Origin of the sequence: Embleya sp. NPDC008237 (assembly GCF_042956465.1) — a bacterium.
In the GTDB taxonomy this organism is placed as follows: domain Bacteria; phylum Actinomycetota; class Actinomycetes; order Streptomycetales; family Streptomycetaceae; genus Embleya.
Map to the genome: position 1 here is coordinate 1 of NZ_JBIBGL010000031.1, position 16,620 is coordinate 16,620.

The following is a 16,620-nucleotide window of genomic DNA, read 5'->3' on the forward strand; positions in this document are numbered from 1 at the left end:
CCGGATGCGCTGGCTGGAGCGCTCGAACCTGCGGGTGGCCGTCGCGGTGGCGCACGGCTACCTCTCGGCGTGCGGCGTCTCGGTCAAGCTCACCCAGGCCGGTGTCACCGCGCTCGCCGACGAGTTGACCCGTGCCTCCTCCACCGCGGCGAGCGTCGCGGCGGTCCTCAAGACCTGGGACACCGCCGACTGAGGCGTGGTGCGGACCTTGCGTGTGTCGGGAACTGCCCGCGCGAGAAGGTGGCGTGGCGCCCGGCGATCAGGGTGGTGATCCCGCTCCGATCCAGGAACCGCCGACGAATCCGCGTTCCGCGCCGTCCCTGACGCCGAATCCCCGGCGCTTGCCTGCTCCCGGTCCACCGGATCGGCTCGGCGCCCGCGGCGAGTTCGTCGCAGCGGTGGCAGCCAGGGGTGCGGCGGGCCGCGCCGACCGCGCTCTTCCGGAGTGGGAAGTCCCGCCAACGAGACCGGCCCCGCCCGGGGCGGGGCCGGCGGGTGCTTCGGGTGTGCAGGGTGGTCGGCTTCGCGGCCGGGGTCTTCGCGCATCCGGTTGCGGCGAGGGTCCGGCGTCGCTCTGTTCCGATCACCACCGGACTCTGTCGGTCGGGAAGCCGGCACGTACAACCTTCTTCAGCGGCGCAGGGCGGTCTCCTGCCCGACGCGCGACAACTTTTCCGGGTTGCGCACGAAGTACAGCCCCGTGATCAGGCCGTCCTCGGTCCGCACCGTCAGGACACCCTCAACCGCCTTGCCCATCCGGATGATCAGCGCCGGGTGGCCGTTGACCTGGGCCGAATGCACCGACACGGAGCCTGCGATCCGTCCCAGCCCGACCGTGAGCAGTTCGGCAACCGGGTCGACGCCCACGACGGGCGACAGCGCGGCCTGGACGACCCCACCGCCGTCGCTCAGGAAGACGACGTCCGGGGCGAGCAGGTCGAGCAGGCTCTGCAGATCGCCCGTTTCGACGGCCCGTTGGAACGCCACCAGGGCCACGCGGTTCTCGGCCGGGGACACGACCGCCCGCGGTCGGCGCGCGGCGACGTGGTTCCGCGCCCGGTGGGCGATCTGCCGGACCGTGACCCGGTTCTTGCCGACGGCCTCGGCGATCTCGTCGTAGTCCAGGTCGAACACCTCCCGCAGCACGAACACCGCGCGCTCGGTCGGCTTCAGCGTCTCCAGCACCAGCAGCATCGCCATCGAGACGCCCTCGGCCAGTTCGACATCCTCGGCGACGTCGGGCGCGGTCAGCAGCGGCTCGGGCAGCCAGGGGCCGACGTAGGTCTCCCTGCGCCGGCGCAGCGAACGCAGCCGACCCAACGCCTGGCGGGTGGCGATCCGGACCAGATACGCGCGCGGTTCCCGCACGATGCCCGGATCGACTTCCACCCACCGCATCCAGGTCTCCTGCAGGACGTCCTCGGCGTCGGCGGCCGAGCCGAGCATTTCGTAGGCCACGGTGAACAGCAGGTTACGGTGGGTGACGAAGGTATCGGTGGCGAGGTCCACACCGTCCCCGCCGGCAGGCGGCCGGGTGGTTTCCGCGGATCGGTCACTGCGCTCGCTCATCATCGTCTCCTGCTCTGTTCCTCTTCGTGGCGTCACGCACGAGATGCCGGTCCCGCCCTCGGCGTGACACCCGATCCCGGTGACATGGGCCACACCGCCGCGTTGTCACGCAGTTCGGGTCGCCGGCATCTCCTGTACGACTTCGCCCGACGACGTGCAAGGAGCGCACGATGACCGCTCGTCTGAATCTGTTCGGCAACCCGACCACGACCGCCGCCAAGGCCGCCGCCCACTTCGGCGCGGCGAGCAGGACGATCCTGCAGGATTCGAGTCTGCCTGCCGCGACCCGGAAGCTGGTGCTGCTGCGTGCCAGTCAGATCAACGGCGACGGCTACGCCACCGACGTGTGGACCAAGAACGCCGCAGCCGCCGGAGAGAGCGCCACCCGCCTCAACCTCGTCGCCGCCTGGCGCGAGTCCACGGTCTTCACCGACGCCGAACGCGCGGCGCTGGAACTCACCGAGCAGGGCACCCGTATCGCCGACGCGGCCGGCGGCGTCGACGACGAGGCCTGGAACCGAGTCCGCGAGCACTACGACGACGGCCAGTTGTCCGATCTGGTGATGCTCGTCGCCCTCATGAACGCGACCAACCGCATGTCCGTCATCGTCCGGCAGCCCGGCGGGGACTACGAGCCCGCCGGCCTCGGTTAGCCGGCGGACCGCGTCCCCGACCCGCAACACCTCGCGCGAAAGCTCCGCGCGGGATTCGAACCCACGAGTGAGGACACAACGATGGAACCCCGTTTCGACCTGATGGCCAACGACCTCGGCGCCAAGATCGCCAAGCGGATCTACAACGTCGCCCTGGCGATCGTCGACTCCCCGCTGCCCCGGGCCGTCCAGGACCTGGTGATGTTGCGCGCGAGCCAGATCAACGGCTGTGGCTTCTGCGTCGACTACCACACCAAGGACGCCGCGGCGGCCGGAGAGACCGCGGTCCGCGTCAACCTGGTCGCCGCCTGGCGCGAGTCGACGGTCTTCACCGACGCCGAACGCGCGGCGCTGGCGCTCACCGAGGAGGGCACCAGGATCGCCGACGCCCACTCCGGGGTGTCGGACGAGACCTGGAGCCGCGTACGCGAGCACTACACCGACGACCAGATCGCCGCACTCGTCTCCCTGATCGCCATGATCAACGCCAACAACCGGCTCAACGTGATCGTCCGCAACCCCGGAGGCTCCTACCGGCCCGGTCAGTTCGCCGACATGACCAACTGACCGCCGCACCCACCGCCGCCGGCGCCCGCACGGGGCCGCCGCCGGCGGTGGGGCCCGACCACGCCCTCCCGGACCGGGACTCCGCCCTGGAGGAGCTGCCGACCGCGTCCGGCGCCTGGGCCTGTATACCGTGCGCCACGACGCCGAGTCGGGCCAGGTCCGGGTGATCTCCCGCGAGTACGACGACCCGTCGGTGGCCCAGGTAGATGGCGTCTCGCCCCCGCCCCGGGCCAAGCGCCGCTGGTTCAACCGCTCCTGAGATGTCACCCAGGCGCCCGAACACTGCGCGCCGATCCGACGAGTCGCGGGCCTCACCGGTGACAACCAGGTCGCTTCGACCGGTCCTGTTCATCCGGATTCCGGGCTTCGATCCCGAACGGTGGTCACCCGCCGTCCGATCGCCACGAAACCGGCCGTTCGCAGCCCCGAACGCCGTCACCCCCGAGAGTGAACCGTGGTCCGGGCCGACGGCGCCGGTGGTGGGATCGAGCGAGCGGCCGTAGCCCGCGTCGCCGGCCGAGCGGCCGGCAGGACGGATGCCGCACCGCCCGTCGAAGGCCCCCCGCGTCCGCCCTGAGGCGCGAGCCGGTATTCCACAGGACGTCGCAACGGGCGACGCGCCGCGCACGAGACGGGCGACCCGTGGAAGAGGGACACTGGAGATGCAGCGGCACCGCCCCCGACGCCGCCGGGTGCGGTGGGCCGCAGGAGGTCACCATGCCTGACACCGAGGTGCGCGGCGAGCACCGACTTCACGACGACCACCACGGTATGCACTCGCCCCCGCGCGTGGTGGTGCGGGGAAGCGACATGCGCCCGTCCGACGAAGACGCCACATCGGAGCAGACCGCCCACGCCTACGAGACGTCGCAGGCCGAGGGCGACCGCACCGAGGACGAGGACGAGGACGGCTGACGATCGGCTCGGCAGGCCTCGGCTCGGCAGGCCCCGGCCGGATCGGCAGGAGGCCGCACGGCCTTCGGGAGCGCCGGCGCTGCCGGGAGACCGATGAGGGCACCCACCCGCCAGATCACGCGCAAGCCCTCACCGTAGCCGTGGGCAGAGCCGAAATCGCGCTCCCAGGCAATTGCGAGCAGCCGCGGGCCGACCCTTCGCGCGATCCCGCGGTTCCAGACGACATGACGCCGCGACTGTCGGTAGGAAACTCTAAACTCCGCGTGATGGCAACGAACTCGTCCCTCCCCGCGCCGTGCAGCACTCCCGCCGATCCTGATGGCGTGATCACGAGACCCCGCGTCGAACCCGGAGTCCGCCGACGGTCGGGAGTCGCTCGATGAGCGGTGAGGAAGCCGTCTCGGTCCCGAACCGGCGCGTCGAGTCCGGTACGCGCGGCGTCCTGAACGTCGTCGGAGTACACCTGTACGCGCAGGACTCCCGGGGGCGGATCCTGCTCGGGCTGCGGCACCCGGATTCGCTCTACGCGCCCTCCACCCACCACTTCCTGGCCGGGCACTGCGAGCAGGAGTCCGCCGTCGCGTGCCTGGTGCGTGAGGCCCGGGAGGAGGCCGGGCTGGTGATCCACCCCGACGACGTCGAGTTCGTCCACGCCCTCCACCTCCTGGACGCGCCGGGAACGTGCCCGCGCATGCAGATGGTCTTCCGGGCCCGGCGCTGGACGGGCACGCCCGAAGTCCTCGAACCCGCCAAGTGCCTCGGTTGGGGGTGGTGGCACCCCCACGACCTTCCGGACCCGACCGTCGACTACACCCGCGCCGCGATCCGAGCCATCCAAGCCGGCCACCCCTACAGCGAGTTCGGCTGGACCTGACACCGAGCACGCACCCGGTCCGTACGGTAAGGGTCCCCGTCGCGCGGAGACCCTGTCCCCGCAGGCCGTCGCTCGGTACCAGGGCAGAGCTTTCCCGCGCCGGGTGGCATCCGTCTTGCAGGCTCGTCAGTCGACGGATGGGCCGTGCATGCGGCCGATCCGGCGGGTCTCCTCCAGCGGATACGGGGTTTGCCTGCTCCGGCGCTGGAAGGTGCGGTTGAAGTCCGAGATCACGGCGGCGGTCGGCGCGTGCCGGGCGAGAATCGCTGCGGCCTCCTCGGGAATTCCGGTGGGGCGCTTGCCCTCCGCGAAGGCGCGCACCAGCTCGTAGCGGCCGTCCCCGTCCTCTCTCCGATATCCGAACAGAGCGGTGACCAGCCAGTTCACCAGATACGTGGCGGTGTAATCGCGGTCGTAGGTCCGATGCCGGTCGAAGAAATCGGTCTCGTCCTGCGACAGTTCGAACCGGGAGGACAAGGCGAGGCCGTAGTCCGCGAAGTACAGGCGCCGACCGTCGGTCAGGATGTTCTCGAAGTGCGCGTCGAAGTGCAGGAGCCCGCGGCTGTTCATGAACGAGGTGCCGACCGCCAGTTCCCTCTCCACCATCGTGCATGCCCGGTCGGCGGTCAGCTCTCCGGCTTCGACCCGGGCGCCCAGCCACCGGTGCAGGTTCTGCGGGATGTACTCCAGAAACAGCGCGACGCTCGCCGAGGACTCCCGGAGAGCCCGGATCCGGCGGCGTACCCGCGAATCGCCGCCCCAGTAGGCCACGGCGCGTTCGACGTCCGCCAGTTCCTCGGGCAGGGGCGTCGTGTCCGGCAGCACTCTCCCGTGGTACATCAGGGGGAAGCCCTCGTATTCGCCCGCGAGTACCCAGTTCGTCGTCATGGTGTGCACGGCGAGCTCTCTCCAAGCCCCGAAGCCCGGCCCGCCGATGGCGCCGACGCCGTAGTGGCAGAAGACGGGCAGCTCGAACAGGTTCGCCGTGGACCGGACATGCTCGGGCCGTCTTTCCCGGTCGGTGAGAGGCACCCGCTTCACGAAGACGGGGGTGCCGGCGACCTCCAGCAGGGACGCCTTCCCGCCGATGCCGGACCCGATCGGCACTGCCGTGTCCACGAGCTCGCGCAGCGCGCGATCACCGCACATGGCCAGGGATGTGGAGACGGCGCCATGGGCGGAGAGACGTGCACCGTGCGACATGTCAGGGACTTTCACTATGTCAGGGACTTTCACTGTTGCCTCCATCCGGATGCCGGCCTCGTGTCGCGCATCCCGCGATGGCGGCGAATCCGAGCCGAGCTGCGACCACCGCACCACCGGCCGCACCTTCCGGTGACCTTGTGGGTGCGCACGAGAGAATCGCGTGCGAGATGTGTGGGTTCGTTCAGTCGCGGACGGCCTGTCGGAGGTGTTCCGCTGCGCGGCGGGCGAGTCGGTCCGAGGTGGTGGGGTCGAGGCCGGCGTCGGCGGGGAGCGTGATGGTGGCGAGGTTGGGCCCGATGCGTACGAAGATCGAGTCGACGGTTCTGGTGGCGCCGCTCTGGTTGGTGACGATGCGCATGCCGAGTGTTTCGTCCCCGACGGTGGGGGCGGCGACGGCACGAAAGCGTGCGGAGGCACCCGCCCACGGCACGGGCAGGTCCGCACAGCCGGACAACATGGCGCGGGTCTTGGCCAACTGAAGTGCGGCGCCGTTGCCTTCGTATGCCTGGACGGTGGCGATCACTCGGGTTCCGGCCGTGTTCTCGAAGCTTCGTTGTGCGCCGAGGAGGACGACGATCGGGCCGGTCGGGGCGCCCGCCAGGGCGCGGTCGCACCCGGCGTCGCCGCTGACGCCCGAGTACGGCGCGGCGGCCGGTTTGGGCCCGGTGTCGGTCAGGGCGCCCGCGGTCCAGCCGGTGCCGACGTCGTCCACGGTCAACACGGCGCGCCTGGCCCGCTCCGGGGTCAGTACGGCCGTGGCGGGGACCGGGGGAGTGGCGGGAGGGCCGGAGGCGGTGTGCCTCATGGTCGAGGCAACTCCCGGGCGTTGCTCGAACGCGGAGGCCACCGTCGTGATGGTTCCGGGGTCCTTGAGTTTGACGCGGAAGGACTCCGGGAGTTGCTCGGCCGTCATGGCGTCGAGGAGGAGGGGGTTGCCGGCGTTCTGCGCGCGAAACAACTCCCACGCCTGTCTCCGGTCCTCGAAGTACACGTGCTCGACCTGCGGCGTGGCTTTGAGCGCGTCGAGGATCTCCTGGCGTTGGGTGTCGGTGACGGCGCCGTTCGAGCAGCCGCCCGTCTTCGGGTCGGAGGTCTGGCACAGGAACACCGCCAGGTCCACCTTGCCGGCCCAGAAGTCGACGCCCGGCGGCAGGTTGTCCGTGTCCCAGGAGGGAGCCTCCTCGTCCGCGCCGTCGGAGCCGGGCCCGGCCGAACCCGGCGACCCCGCAGCTGCCGAAGGGGCCGCTTTCGGCTGCTGCGGGTGTGCGTTCCCGTCGTTGCCGCCGGAGCAGGCGGCGGCCATCGTGATCGACAGGATCACGGCCGCGCACCGGCCGGCGATCCCGCCCGTGCGGGACGTGTTTCGCTTCCCCATGTTCATCCCCCCGATGTGAACGTGTCTGGTACCGAGCGTAGTTGCCGGGTCCCTCACCGGATACGACCCACCCTCGTGGGTGTCCGACGCATCGGAAGTCCGCCGCGACCGCACCGATCACGGAGCGTCGGGGACACGCAGCGAACCATGGTCGCCGCACGCGCCGTGCGGATAACTCCGTTGCCGCGCTTGCGGCTCGGGCCTAGTGTCGTCCTCGTCGGCGGGCACTTCGCCGGCGCACCACAACGTGTAGCTCAGTCAGTAGAGCACCGGGCTTCGGACCCGGAGGGCGCGGGGGCGGGACCCGCCACGTTGGCGAACGCGACAACGGCGTGTAGCTCAGCCAGTAGAGCACCGGGCTTCGGACCCGGAGGGCGCGGGGGCGGGACCCGCCACGTCGGCGACATCGGAACACGGCGGCACGGGGATCGGCCGGGGGAGCTCCCGGCCCGTAACCCGCACAAGGCGGTGGGGCGCGCGGTGCCCGCCGTACCGACCACGACGTGTAGCTCAGTCAGTAGAGCACCGGGCTCTCATCCCGGAGGGCGCGGGGGCAGGGCCCGCCACGTCGGCATGAACGAGATTCACGTGCAGCCCGTCGCCAACCCCGGCTATGCGGATTGGCAGTTGGCCAAGGCATTCCGCACCGCCGCCTCCCACGAGAGCCAGACGACCCGGCTTCGCGCCGAGGAACGCGTGCGCCGCTGGACGCAGGTCGCCCGCGGCATGGCCGACGGGTCGTTGGCCATCGGCTCGCGCACGCCCGTGCGCGGGCTTCCCGCGTGGGTCACCCCGGAGGTCGTGCGCGGCGGGTTCGCCACCGGCGACGCCGCGGCCGGCGGGCCGTGGACCGCACACGAGGCCGAAGCCGCCGCCCGCGCCGGGCTGCGCACCGGCGATCGGCTCGCGGTGTTCCGGTACTTCCTCACCGACGCGGGCCTGGCCGAACTGCACACGATGCTCGACACCGGCCGGTATCACGTCGCGGTGCCCGAGGAGGCCGCGCTGCTCACCATCGCGTGGCTGCTGCGCGCCGGGGACCGCTTCGCGGCGCTCACGCTGCTCGACGAGATCGCGCCGTACGCGGACCGCCTGCGCTTCCTGCCGGGCCCCAGCGACACGCCGGTGCCCGACGGCTCCGTTGTGCACCGCGAGTCCGTGGGTTCGTTGCGGGCCACGCTCGGCGCGCGGCGTCCCAAGCCCGCGGTCGAGGCGATGAACGAGGCGCTGACCGTGTGGAATCCTTTCGCCGACCAGTTGCTCGCGCATTGGTTGGAGACCGTCGAGGACGGCCGGCTCGACGCGATCCGACCGGCGGGCTGGACCGAACGCGGCCGTGAACTCCTGCGGCGCTACCGGCGTTTGGCGGCGCAGCACACGCTGTGCACCAAGCACCGCAACCCCAAGGAGAACTCCGCGATCCTGCTGGCCGCACTGGCCGAGGCGCTCGGTGACACACGGGCCGATGATGTTCGCGTCGCCGGCACCCATATCGCGGACGCCCGCTCCGCCCGCTCCGCCGAGCCCCGCACCGCCGGACCCCGCGCCGGCGTCCGCGCGAACGTCGGTGCGCGTGGGCCGGCCCGCCCCGGCCTGCTCCGGCACGCCGTCGACGCGATGGTCGCCAAGCGCGGTGCGCCCGGTTCGCCGCCGCACGCCGAACTGCGGGCACGTCAGGCCGAGGACGCGTCGACCGCGACGCTCCACGAGCTGGCACGCGTCCTCATCACCCGGTTGGCAAACCTGCGCGACGACGCGGGTCTGCCCGACACCGCATGGCTGCTCGTGCCGGTGACCGACGAGGAAGCCGAGCGGACCGGCGTGCGCGCGGGCAGCCCGATTCCGGACAGCCTGCGTCACCCGGTCGAGCGCGCGCTCAGCGCGCCCGTCGCGACGCTCGTCGAGCGCGGCATCGTGCCGTCGGCCGAGGTACTGGCCGAGCTGGTCCCGCAACTGGTCGCCGCGACGACCGCGTTGGCCTACCACGACCCGGCCCTGCGCACGCTGATGACCGCGGGGTACGGGGCGTTCGCCGAGCGTCGCTCGCTGCTGCTCCTCAACCTGGAGCACCAGGTGCGGCTGGAGGAGTTGCCCTGGGTGCGGGCGGTGTCCGCGTATCGGCGGGTGTCGACCGACACCGCGGGAAACGCCTGGGAGGCGCTGACCGAGCTGGGCACGCTGACGGTGCGCGCCTTCCCGGGCACGATCGTCCCGAACCCGCTGCTCCAGGAACTCGGTTCGCTCGCGCGGCAGGCCGGGGTCAAGGCGGTGTTCACCGAGGAACTCGCGGCGGACATCTTCATGGGCACGTTCTCCGCGAAGTTCCTGCGCGCCGCGCAGGACGCCGCGGCACTGCTCGAAGGGTCGCTGTACGCGCGGTATTACGGCATCGACTACGCCGCGATCCGGACGATCGACGACGTCAAGCGCGAGCATGGGCTCGCGGCGAACACCTCGGACGCCTTCGCCGAGTTGTGCCGGGAGCGGGCCGACATCGATCCGCGGGGCCGCTGGTGGGTCGCGGCGAACGGGAAGGTCATCGAGCAGGCGCAGATCCTCACCACGCACAACCTCGCCGCGCTCGTGTACCCCATCGGGGTGGAGCCGGCGGAGGGCTGGGCGGAGCCGGCGCGGGGCGCGTACCGCACGGTGTGCCGGCTGGTGCAGCAGATCGCCGGGAACCCGCGATCGCTCGGCACCGTCAAGGACGCCGCGTACGCGTGGCGGCAGACGTTGTTCTTCCTGTCCCTGTGCGGGGTGGAGGACCAGTTCGCGGTCATCGCGTGGATGGCGGAGGAGACGGCGCGCCGGCCGGAGCACACCGTGCGCCGCCTCGCGCCGGTTCTGGCCGGGCTGCGGCACGTGTTCACCGGCGGCAGCCTGGACGACCCGGCGGTGCCGAACGTCCGGCGGTTCCTCGGCTGGGCCACGGACGGGCACTGGATCCGCGACGTGTGACGCGCGGGCGCCGCGACCACGAGCGAGCCTCGCGGCCGCGGCGCCCGCCGTTCGTGCGCGGGCTCGGGCGCGGGCGGGCCGGGGCAGGCGGGGCGGGCGATGCTGCTCGTCCAGGCGTCACCGCGAGATCGGGCTCTCGATCCGGTCTACTCGCCGGTCTACTCGACCGGGGCGGGCGGGCTTGTCTTCCGCCGCCGAGCGCGCAGCTCCACGCTTTCGGCCAGGACGCGGACGTTGCCGAGGATGCGGTCCTGCTCGGGCAGGCACATCGCCGCGCGCTCGACCCCACCTTGCGGGACGCCGGGCCCGCACCGCCGTGACGAGGGCCGAACGCTTCCTCGCCTCGGTCGGCCGGTCCGCGTCGGCCGCAGTCCTGATCGCCTACCGTCGTGCCGGAACAACGACTAATATCGACAGCGACATCGCGTGTCGGTCACCGACTGGGTGAGGCATGGAGGTGTTGGGAGGTGCCCTCGGAGGCATTCCTTGTCAGTCGAGTTGAACCACACGATCGTCCATGCCCGGGACAACCGGGAGTCTGCCGAGTTCTTCGCGGACCTGCTGGGCCTCGAGATCACCGCGGAGTGGGGCCCCTTCATCGCGGTCGACCTGAGTAATGGCGTCACGCTGGACTTCGCCACGATCCCCGCAGACGAAATCGCTCCGCAGCACTACGCCTTCCTGGTCTCCGAGGCGGAGTTCGACGCGGCATACCAGCGGATCACACAGCGCGGCATCGAGCACTACGCCGACCCGCACCGGCAACACCCCGGCGCGATCAATCACAACGACGGCGGTCGCGGCGTGTACTTCATGGATCCGGTTGGCCACGCCATGGAACTCATCACCGTGCCGTACGGCGGCCGGCCGTCGTAGGCACATGCGCTGAGGGCTGCACCCCGTGTCGGGTGGCAGCCCTCAACCGCTGCTCGGGCCGAGGATCCGACACCTGCTGCGCCGGCGCAGACCCCGACCGGGTCATGGTGGCGGGGCAGTCGGCCGGGGCGGGTCGATTGCGGCGCGGCATCGCGGTCGCCTACATGGCCGCTTCGGATCAGGGCGTCGACGCCCCCTACGGTGCCCTCGTCGATCTCGCCCGCGCTGTCGACACGGGCAAGGCCGACGTCTACACCGTGGCCGATCGCCTGCGCTCCTGGCGCATCCGACACCCCGGGTGCCGAACTCGGCGGCCCGGCCGACACAATCGTCGACCGGCTCGCCCGGCAGCACGGGTGTGTCGGGAAGCCTCATTCCGGACCGGTGCGGCAGCATGTGTTGCTGCCGATTCCGCCAGGCAACGAATCCGAACCGTGAGGTTGCAGGCATACACGCCGCGACTCGCGGCCGATTCCATCGTTCTTCGGTCCCGGCGACAGTCGCGCCCGCCGACCGACTCCCGGCCGGGGTGGTCGGCGGGCGCTGTGGGTGTGCGTTACCGATGTGGTCGGTTCGGTGGCCTTTTGCCGTCCCTGACCGCGTCGACCCCGGCGGCCGCCGATTCAGGAGGGGTGGTAGGCCACCCGGATGTTCGCGTCGACGGGGGCGACCATGACGTAGCCCCGGGCCTTCGTCCAGTGGTTGGGGATGAGGAACATCCGGGCGTTGGACTGGGCGAGTAGGCGCAACCCCTCGTAGCGGAAGCGGAACCGCTGCCCCGACGGGTCCACCGGCAGTACGGTTTCGCGCACGCCCGGATAGTCGAAGTGGAGCCGCTCGGTCGTGTCGACCACGACGGCCGGCCTCAGCCGCAGGTGCGCCGCGAGGTAGCGGGCGTCGCGGGTGCCGTGCTGCCCCGCGTACACGTTCGCGGCCCAGAAGGACGACAGCACGACGAGCGCGGCGACGAAGGCCAGGGCCGTCGTCTCCCGTGCGGCGGGGTGCTCGATGCCGGAGCTGCGCAGGGCGAACACTCGTGCGCAGGCGACGAGAAGGAGACCTCCACCGATGAGCAGCGGGGTCGTGAGAGCGGCGCTGGGCCAGATCCGGAATCCGCCGAGCATCCCCGCCGCGAAGAGCAGAAGCCCCGCGACCATCAGGGCGTGGAGGACGCGCCGGACATGGGGAGGCCGGTCCGCCTCGGGACGGCGTCCGATCGCGGACGCGAGGTGGTATGCGAGTACCGTCACCAGGCCCAGGGCCAGCGTGACTCCGGCCGGAAGGTAGAGCGGGCCGGCGCTGCGCAGGAGGTAGTCCTGGGTCGAGAAGCCGAGCGTTTGCGCGTCGATGCCGAAGTACTCGTACAGCGCGTCGGTGTAGACGAACCCGAAATACAGGAGCAGCGCACCGATGACCGTGGTGGGGGCGAGGATCGAGGCCAGGGTGCCGATCCAGCCGGCCGCCGTGCGCGAGGCCGAGTCGCCGTCCGGACCGCCTTCCCCGTTTTTGCCGGGGCCGTTGTCCGGTTCGGCGTCCTGGCTGTTGGTTCGATCGTTGCTGCGGTCGTGCCCGCGGTCGTGGTCTCGTCCGTTGCCTTCGTCGCTGTTGCCTTCGTCGTCCTCGTTTTCGTCCGTCATGGTTCTCGGTCCCGGTGTCGTTGTCGGGCCGCCGACCGGCGGGCCGCTCCTCGGCTGTCGGTCGGCCTCACGGGGCGGGCGACGTCGGCCCCTTGGGGTTCGACGTCGCCGGGCCGGAGGTCTTCGGGCTCGACGTCGCCGGGCCGGAGGTCTTCGGGTTCGATGTGGCGTGCCCGGGGGGCGGTGGGGCGTGGGGGTCGGATGACGTACCGGGTGCCTTCTGTGGGGCCGAGGGCGAGGCGCCGTCGGACGGTGTCTTCCCCAAGACGTTGCTGGCCGTTTGGCGATGCCCCTGTGCGTCCGTCAGTTGGGCACAGACCGTGTGTGCGATGTCGTCCGAATCGCTCTTGAACGAGAACTGGGCGGTCGCGGTGGCCTTCGGGAGGACGGTGATCGTCTGCTGAGGGGGATCCGCGCGCTGTTGGTGTTGTGCGTCGGTGCAGTCGGCGAGGGTCACCGTGCCGACGAACGTCGTGGTGGTCGAGGAATTGCTCACCAACACCTGGGCGGCGGGCCACACCCCGGGGAAGTAGCCGGAGAGGCGTCCCGCCGACTCGAATCCGCCGCCTCCTTCGGGGTTCGGCGCCTCGCCCGCACCGCTTTCCGCGCCTCCGGGTTCGCCGGAACCCTGCGAACCGGAACCCGGCGCGGTCCCCGAATGCGAACCCGAATCCGAACCCGACGTCGAGGACGACGTTTCGGCACCCTCGGGATCCGTCCTCTTATCGTGTTCGGATCCCCCCGACGAGCAGCCGTACAGCACGGCCGACGTCGTGGCCAGGATGGACAGCACCGCGATCACCTTCGTACCCCTGGTGCCCTGCGACGCGGCTCGAAGTCGCCCTGTCTTTCGCATGAACAGCATTCTGCGGATATCCATCTGAAAAAGCGAGAAACCGGTACATATGGGTGTGGCGCGTATTCGCCTTCGTGACGCAGCCGGGGCCGGCCGACCCGGTGGGACGAACGCTCGGGCTCCCAGCTCCGAGCAACGTTGGCGCACGTGCGATCGCGCGACGAGCACAGTGCCGATCACCGGTGTCGATGACGTGCGGCAGCAACTCGCGTCGAGCCTCGCGACCGGAGGGCGGGCACGTAGGAAGCCGGCCCGACGAGGTTGATCTATTCAAGGAGTTGGAAGGGGACCTTGGCCGCGGCTTCCCTCGTCTTGCCGTCGAGGTAGAGGTCCTGGATCTCCTTGGCCTCGGCTTCGTAGCCGTAGCGTCGGACGAGGTCGTTGAAGAAGTTCTTGGCCGCGGGAGCCCATGCCTCCGATGTAGAGCGCGAGTATCGGCCGCGCGACGTCGAGTATCTCCTTCACGTCCTCGCCGACGGCGACGATGCCACCGGCGACGACCTCCAGGGGCGCGAGGTTCTCGGGGCGCTTCGCGGTTCCCGCGGCAAGCGCGTCGCCCCCCACCCCGGCGGCGCCCTCGGGGGAGTACAGGAATGCGCGGCGATGTCCTCGCCGTGCGGCATAAGCTCGCAGAAGCTCGCAGGCCGGCGAGTCGTCGGTCCAGAACACCGCTTGCTGCGCAACCTCGGTCATCAGCAGACACCAAAGCCCGCGGTTGGCGGGCCATCGGAATAGGAGACCACGAATCCGGTAACGCGCCCGTGAGGGCACACTCCGCATCGCTCATCTCCGAGGCGTACCGGGGTCGGCGCTCCGGCCGGTCGGCCGCATTCCTGAACCGATGGGCGAGCCGCACCCAGGAGTGGGCGAGCCGGACTCGGCAACGGGCAATCGGCGCCGAGAGGTTCCAAGAACCATGCGATCGATCGCTCTCGACACGCTGCGCCGAAGATCCGGGTTGTGCGGGTTCTCACCGGCGTGTGTCGGGCGCGGTGGGAAGCGAGTTCTTCGCTCGATTTCCGGTTGAATCCCTGTGCCCGAGTCTCGGACGAGCGTCGACCCAGCCCACGAAACGCCCGCTGCCGCGCCGCCGAGGCCCGAGCCCCGAGCACCAAACCCCCCCCGAGCCCGTCAGCCCTCGCGCGCCAGGGCCCCCATCAGCGCGTCCAGCAGGCCCGGTACCGCTTCCTGAAGGGCGGTGCGCCGCAGGCGGTGGCCGCGAGAGGGACCGACCATGACCGGGTGGAGAATGCCCGCCTCCACCAGGATCTTGAAGTGGTGGGTCGCGGTGGATTTGCTCAGGTCCTCGTACAGGTCCGAGCAGGGAGCTTCGGCGGCGGGATGCGTCGCCAGACGATGGACCATTTCCAGGCGTACCGGGTCCGCGAGGGCGCGCAGCAGCTTCCGGACGCCCGCGACGGGCGGCAACCGGTCCGGTGGGATCTCCCAGGACGGCATCGGGCAACTCCAAGTTTGACGAGCATCGTACTTCACCCTAGCCTCTCCGAAGTACGATCCTCATCCAACTTACCAGGAGTCCTCGTGCGGGCACTCTCCCCGGGCCGCCGGCCCCAGCCATGGAGCTACGCGACCCTCCTCGTCCTCCTCACGCTCGGGCAGGCGACCTCCGCCATCCCGTCACCGCTCTACTCCCTGTACGCCGAGAAGTGGGACTATCCGCCCTTTCTGACCACCGTCATCTTCGCCGCGTACGGAACCGTGGCGGTCGTCGCGATCCTTGTCTCGGGGGCTCTGTCCGACCGGTACGGCCGTCGGCCCGTGCTCCTGGTCGCCGTCCTCCTGCTGCTCGCCGGGCTCGCCGTCTTCGTCTTCGCCGCAGGACCCGGATATCTCATCGTGGCGCGGATGCTCAACGGCGCGGGCATCGGCGCGATAGTCGTCGTCGGCGGAGCCGCCCTGCTGGACGTGAACCCGGAGCGGGCGGCGCGGACCGGGACGCTCACCGCCATCGCATTCAACGTCGGCATCGCCGCCGCCGCGCTCGCCACCGCGACCCTCGCCCAGATCGACTTCCACCCACTACTCCTGCCGTATCTCGCCGACGCGATCATCGCCGTCGTCCTGTTCATCCTCCTTCTGGCAATGCGTGAGCCGCACCCCTCGGCCGGCGCCGCGCCGCTGGAGATCCCACGTCCGCAGGTGCCCACGGAGATCCGCGGGCGCTTCGTCTTCGCCGTGATCGGTGCCGGTGCCGCCTGGTCCGTGCTCGGGGTCTGTTTCTCGCTGGAACCCTCGATCGCGTCCCACGCCGCGCACGTCGACGGGCCGCTCTTCGGCGGCGGCGTCATCGCGGCCGTGACCCTGACCGCCGCCCTCGCCCAGGTCGTCAGCGCCCGCCGCCCGGCCCGAACGGTCGCACTCGGCGGTGACCTGGCGCTCGCCGTGCTCATGCCCGCCGGGGTGGGCGGCTTCGCGACCGGCAACGCCGTCGTCATCATCGTCACCGTCGCACTCCAAGGCGGCGCCTACGGACTGGCCTTCGGTGGCTCCCTGCGCCACCTGACCGCACACATCCCCGCCGAGCGGCGCGGGGCGGTCATGTCCATGTTCTACCTGCTCGCGTACGGCGCGCTCATCACGCCCACACTCCTCGTGGGCATCGGCGCGACCGTCTGGAGCGACACCGTGATCTTCCCCGTCTTCTCCGTGCTCGCGGCGCTTCTCTGCCTCTCCGCCGTGGTCGTCGAACGGGTGCTGGGGCGTCGAGCAGGGCGCCCCGACGTGACGCGGGTACCGGCGGCCGAGGTGCGGCGGGCGAGCAAGGTCGACTGACCGGCGGCCCCCGTAGCGGGCGGGCGGGGCACCGGTCGGGGGCAGGGGCGGCGAGGGTGACCGGGTCGGAACGGTCCCGTCGGGCTCGGCGGCGTCATGGTCCCGGGCTCGGCCACCGACCGGGACCTGATCCGGCAACTCCCCGCCATACACGGGACTTTCGATCGCCCGATCGTTCCGGTGTGGCACAACCCGGCAGCCGTCGCAGCCGCCGAATGCGCGCCTTCGCCGACCGCGTCGACCGGCTGACCCCGGTCTTCCTGCCGCCCCACGCTCCCGACCCGAACCCGGTGGAGGCCGCTGGGCGCACCCGAAAAGCAGCGCCGTGGCCAACCTCGGCG

General features: G+C 71.0%; 14 protein-coding genes, 3 tRNA genes and 2 pseudogenes. 13 read left to right on the forward strand and 6 right to left on the reverse strand.

The genetic code is table 11. The features are described from left to right. A pseudogene (locus tag ACFZBU_RS44995) lies at positions 1-193 on the forward strand (fic family toxin-antitoxin system, toxin component); the annotation flags it as partial. Between the two features lie 437 nt (positions 194-630). On the opposite strand, the gene ACFZBU_RS45000 reads toward ACFZBU_RS44995, so the two are convergent. After that, a complete protein-coding gene (locus ACFZBU_RS45000; protein WP_391589622.1) occupies positions 631-1,569 on the reverse strand; it encodes an RNA polymerase sigma-70 factor in 939 nt (312 codons plus the stop codon). A gap of 170 nt (positions 1,570-1,739) precedes the next feature. On the opposite strand from ACFZBU_RS45000, the gene ACFZBU_RS45005 reads away from it, so the two are divergent. From ACFZBU_RS45005 to ACFZBU_RS45025, 5 genes are all read left to right on the forward strand, one after another. Further along, entirely contained in the window at positions 1,740-2,222 is a 483-nt protein-coding gene (locus ACFZBU_RS45005; protein WP_391589623.1) for a carboxymuconolactone decarboxylase family protein, read from the forward strand. An 81-nt stretch (positions 2,223-2,303) separates the two neighbouring features. Further along, positions 2,304-2,789: a carboxymuconolactone decarboxylase family protein gene (locus ACFZBU_RS45010; RefSeq protein WP_391589624.1), complete on the forward strand. Its 486-nt coding sequence runs from the start codon at positions 2,304-2,306 to the stop codon at positions 2,787-2,789. A 130-nt stretch (positions 2,790-2,919) separates the two neighbouring features. Next, positions 2,920-3,048: a hypothetical protein gene (locus ACFZBU_RS45015; protein WP_391589625.1), complete on the forward strand. Its 129-nt coding sequence runs from the start codon at positions 2,920-2,922 to the stop codon at positions 3,046-3,048. Between the two features lie 458 nt (positions 3,049-3,506). Further along, positions 3,507-3,704 carry a hypothetical protein gene (locus ACFZBU_RS45020; protein WP_391589626.1) on the forward strand — a complete coding sequence of 66 codons (198 nt, stop codon included), beginning with the start codon at positions 3,507-3,509 and terminating at the stop codon, positions 3,702-3,704. Positions 3,705-4,083: 379 nt separating this feature from the next. Continuing rightward, positions 4,084-4,578, forward strand: coding sequence for an NUDIX domain-containing protein (locus ACFZBU_RS45025; RefSeq protein WP_391589627.1), 495 nt, complete (start codon positions 4,084-4,086; stop codon positions 4,576-4,578). Between the two features lie 126 nt (positions 4,579-4,704). On the opposite strand, the gene ACFZBU_RS45030 is transcribed toward ACFZBU_RS45025, so the two are convergent. Then, positions 4,705-5,781, reverse strand: a complete 1,077-nt coding sequence (locus ACFZBU_RS45030) for a protein kinase family protein (protein WP_391589628.1) — start codon at positions 5,779-5,781, stop codon at positions 4,705-4,707. A gap of 184 nt (positions 5,782-5,965) precedes the next feature. Further along, complete coding sequence (locus tag ACFZBU_RS45035) at positions 5,966-7,159, reverse strand: permease-like cell division protein FtsX (protein ID WP_391589629.1); 1,194 nt, start codon at positions 7,157-7,159, stop codon at positions 5,966-5,968. Between the two features lie 243 nt (positions 7,160-7,402). Here ACFZBU_RS45035 and ACFZBU_RS45040 point away from each other — a divergent pair. From ACFZBU_RS45040 to ACFZBU_RS45065, 6 genes and pseudogenes are all read left to right on the forward strand, one after another. Further along, positions 7,403-7,475: transfer RNA gene (locus ACFZBU_RS45040), tRNA-Arg, on the forward strand. A 12-nt stretch (positions 7,476-7,487) separates the two neighbouring features. After that, positions 7,488-7,560: transfer RNA gene (locus ACFZBU_RS45045), tRNA-Arg, on the forward strand. Between the two features lie 98 nt (positions 7,561-7,658). After that, a tRNA-Glu gene (locus ACFZBU_RS45050) sits at positions 7,659-7,731 on the forward strand. A 1-nt stretch (position 7,732) separates the two neighbouring features. Beyond that, positions 7,733-10,117 carry a hypothetical protein gene (locus tag ACFZBU_RS45055; RefSeq protein ID WP_391589630.1) on the forward strand — a complete coding sequence of 795 codons (2,385 nt, stop codon included), beginning with the start codon at positions 7,733-7,735 and terminating at the stop codon, positions 10,115-10,117. 486 nt (positions 10,118-10,603) lie between these two features. Further along, positions 10,604-10,993 (forward strand): VOC family protein, encoded by a 390-nt coding sequence (locus tag ACFZBU_RS45060; protein ID WP_391589631.1) that lies wholly within the window; start codon positions 10,604-10,606, stop codon positions 10,991-10,993. A gap of 149 nt (positions 10,994-11,142) precedes the next feature. Beyond that, positions 11,143-11,280: pseudogene (locus tag ACFZBU_RS45065) on the forward strand (toxin Doc); the annotation flags it as partial. 336 nt (positions 11,281-11,616) lie between these two features. On the opposite strand, the gene ACFZBU_RS45070 reads toward ACFZBU_RS45065, so the two are convergent. The 3 genes from ACFZBU_RS45070 to ACFZBU_RS45080 form a co-directional block, all read right to left on the reverse strand. Further along, the gene (locus ACFZBU_RS45070; protein WP_391589632.1) at positions 11,617-12,630 is read right to left on the reverse strand and encodes a hypothetical protein; all 1,014 of its coding nucleotides are present in this window, start codon (positions 12,628-12,630) and stop codon (positions 11,617-11,619) included. Between the two features lie 67 nt (positions 12,631-12,697). Then, positions 12,698-13,486: a hypothetical protein gene (locus ACFZBU_RS45075; RefSeq protein WP_391589633.1), complete on the reverse strand. Its 789-nt coding sequence runs from the start codon at positions 13,484-13,486 to the stop codon at positions 12,698-12,700. Between the two features lie 1,131 nt (positions 13,487-14,617). Continuing rightward, entirely contained in the window at positions 14,618-14,944 is a 327-nt protein-coding gene (locus ACFZBU_RS45080; RefSeq protein ID WP_391589634.1) for an ArsR/SmtB family transcription factor, read from the reverse strand. 84 nt (positions 14,945-15,028) lie between these two features. Here ACFZBU_RS45080 and ACFZBU_RS45085 point away from each other — a divergent pair, with 84 nt between their 5' ends. Next, positions 15,029-16,279, forward strand: a complete 1,251-nt coding sequence (locus ACFZBU_RS45085) for an MFS transporter (RefSeq protein WP_391589635.1) — start codon at positions 15,029-15,031, stop codon at positions 16,277-16,279. Positions 16,280-16,620 lie beyond the last annotated feature (341 nt).

Coding starts and splice junctions, on each gene's coding strand:
- ACFZBU_RS45000 (WP_391589622.1), bottom strand. CDS start 1,569: ATGAGCGAGCGCAGTGACCGATCCGCGGAAACCACCCGGCCGCCTGCC.
- ACFZBU_RS45005 (WP_391589623.1), top strand. CDS start 1,740: ATGACCGCTCGTCTGAATCTGTTCGGCAACCCGACCACGACCGCCGCC.
- ACFZBU_RS45010 (WP_391589624.1), top strand. CDS start 2,304: ATGGAACCCCGTTTCGACCTGATGGCCAACGACCTCGGCGCCAAGATC.
- ACFZBU_RS45020 (WP_391589626.1), top strand. CDS start 3,507: ATGCCTGACACCGAGGTGCGCGGCGAGCACCGACTTCACGACGACCAC.
- ACFZBU_RS45025 (WP_391589627.1), top strand. CDS start 4,084: ATGAGCGGTGAGGAAGCCGTCTCGGTCCCGAACCGGCGCGTCGAGTCC.
- ACFZBU_RS45030 (WP_391589628.1), bottom strand. CDS start 5,781: ATGTCGCACGGTGCACGTCTCTCCGCCCATGGCGCCGTCTCCACATCC.
- ACFZBU_RS45035 (WP_391589629.1), bottom strand. CDS start 7,159: ATGGGGAAGCGAAACACGTCCCGCACGGGCGGGATCGCCGGCCGGTGC.
- ACFZBU_RS45055 (WP_391589630.1), top strand. CDS start 7,733: ATGAACGAGATTCACGTGCAGCCCGTCGCCAACCCCGGCTATGCGGAT.
- ACFZBU_RS45070 (WP_391589632.1), bottom strand. CDS start 12,630: ATGACGGACGAAAACGAGGACGACGAAGGCAACAGCGACGAAGGCAAC.
- ACFZBU_RS45075 (WP_391589633.1), bottom strand. CDS start 13,486: ATGCGAAAGACAGGGCGACTTCGAGCCGCGTCGCAGGGCACCAGGGGT.
- ACFZBU_RS45080 (WP_391589634.1), bottom strand. CDS start 14,944: ATGCCGTCCTGGGAGATCCCACCGGACCGGTTGCCGCCCGTCGCGGGC.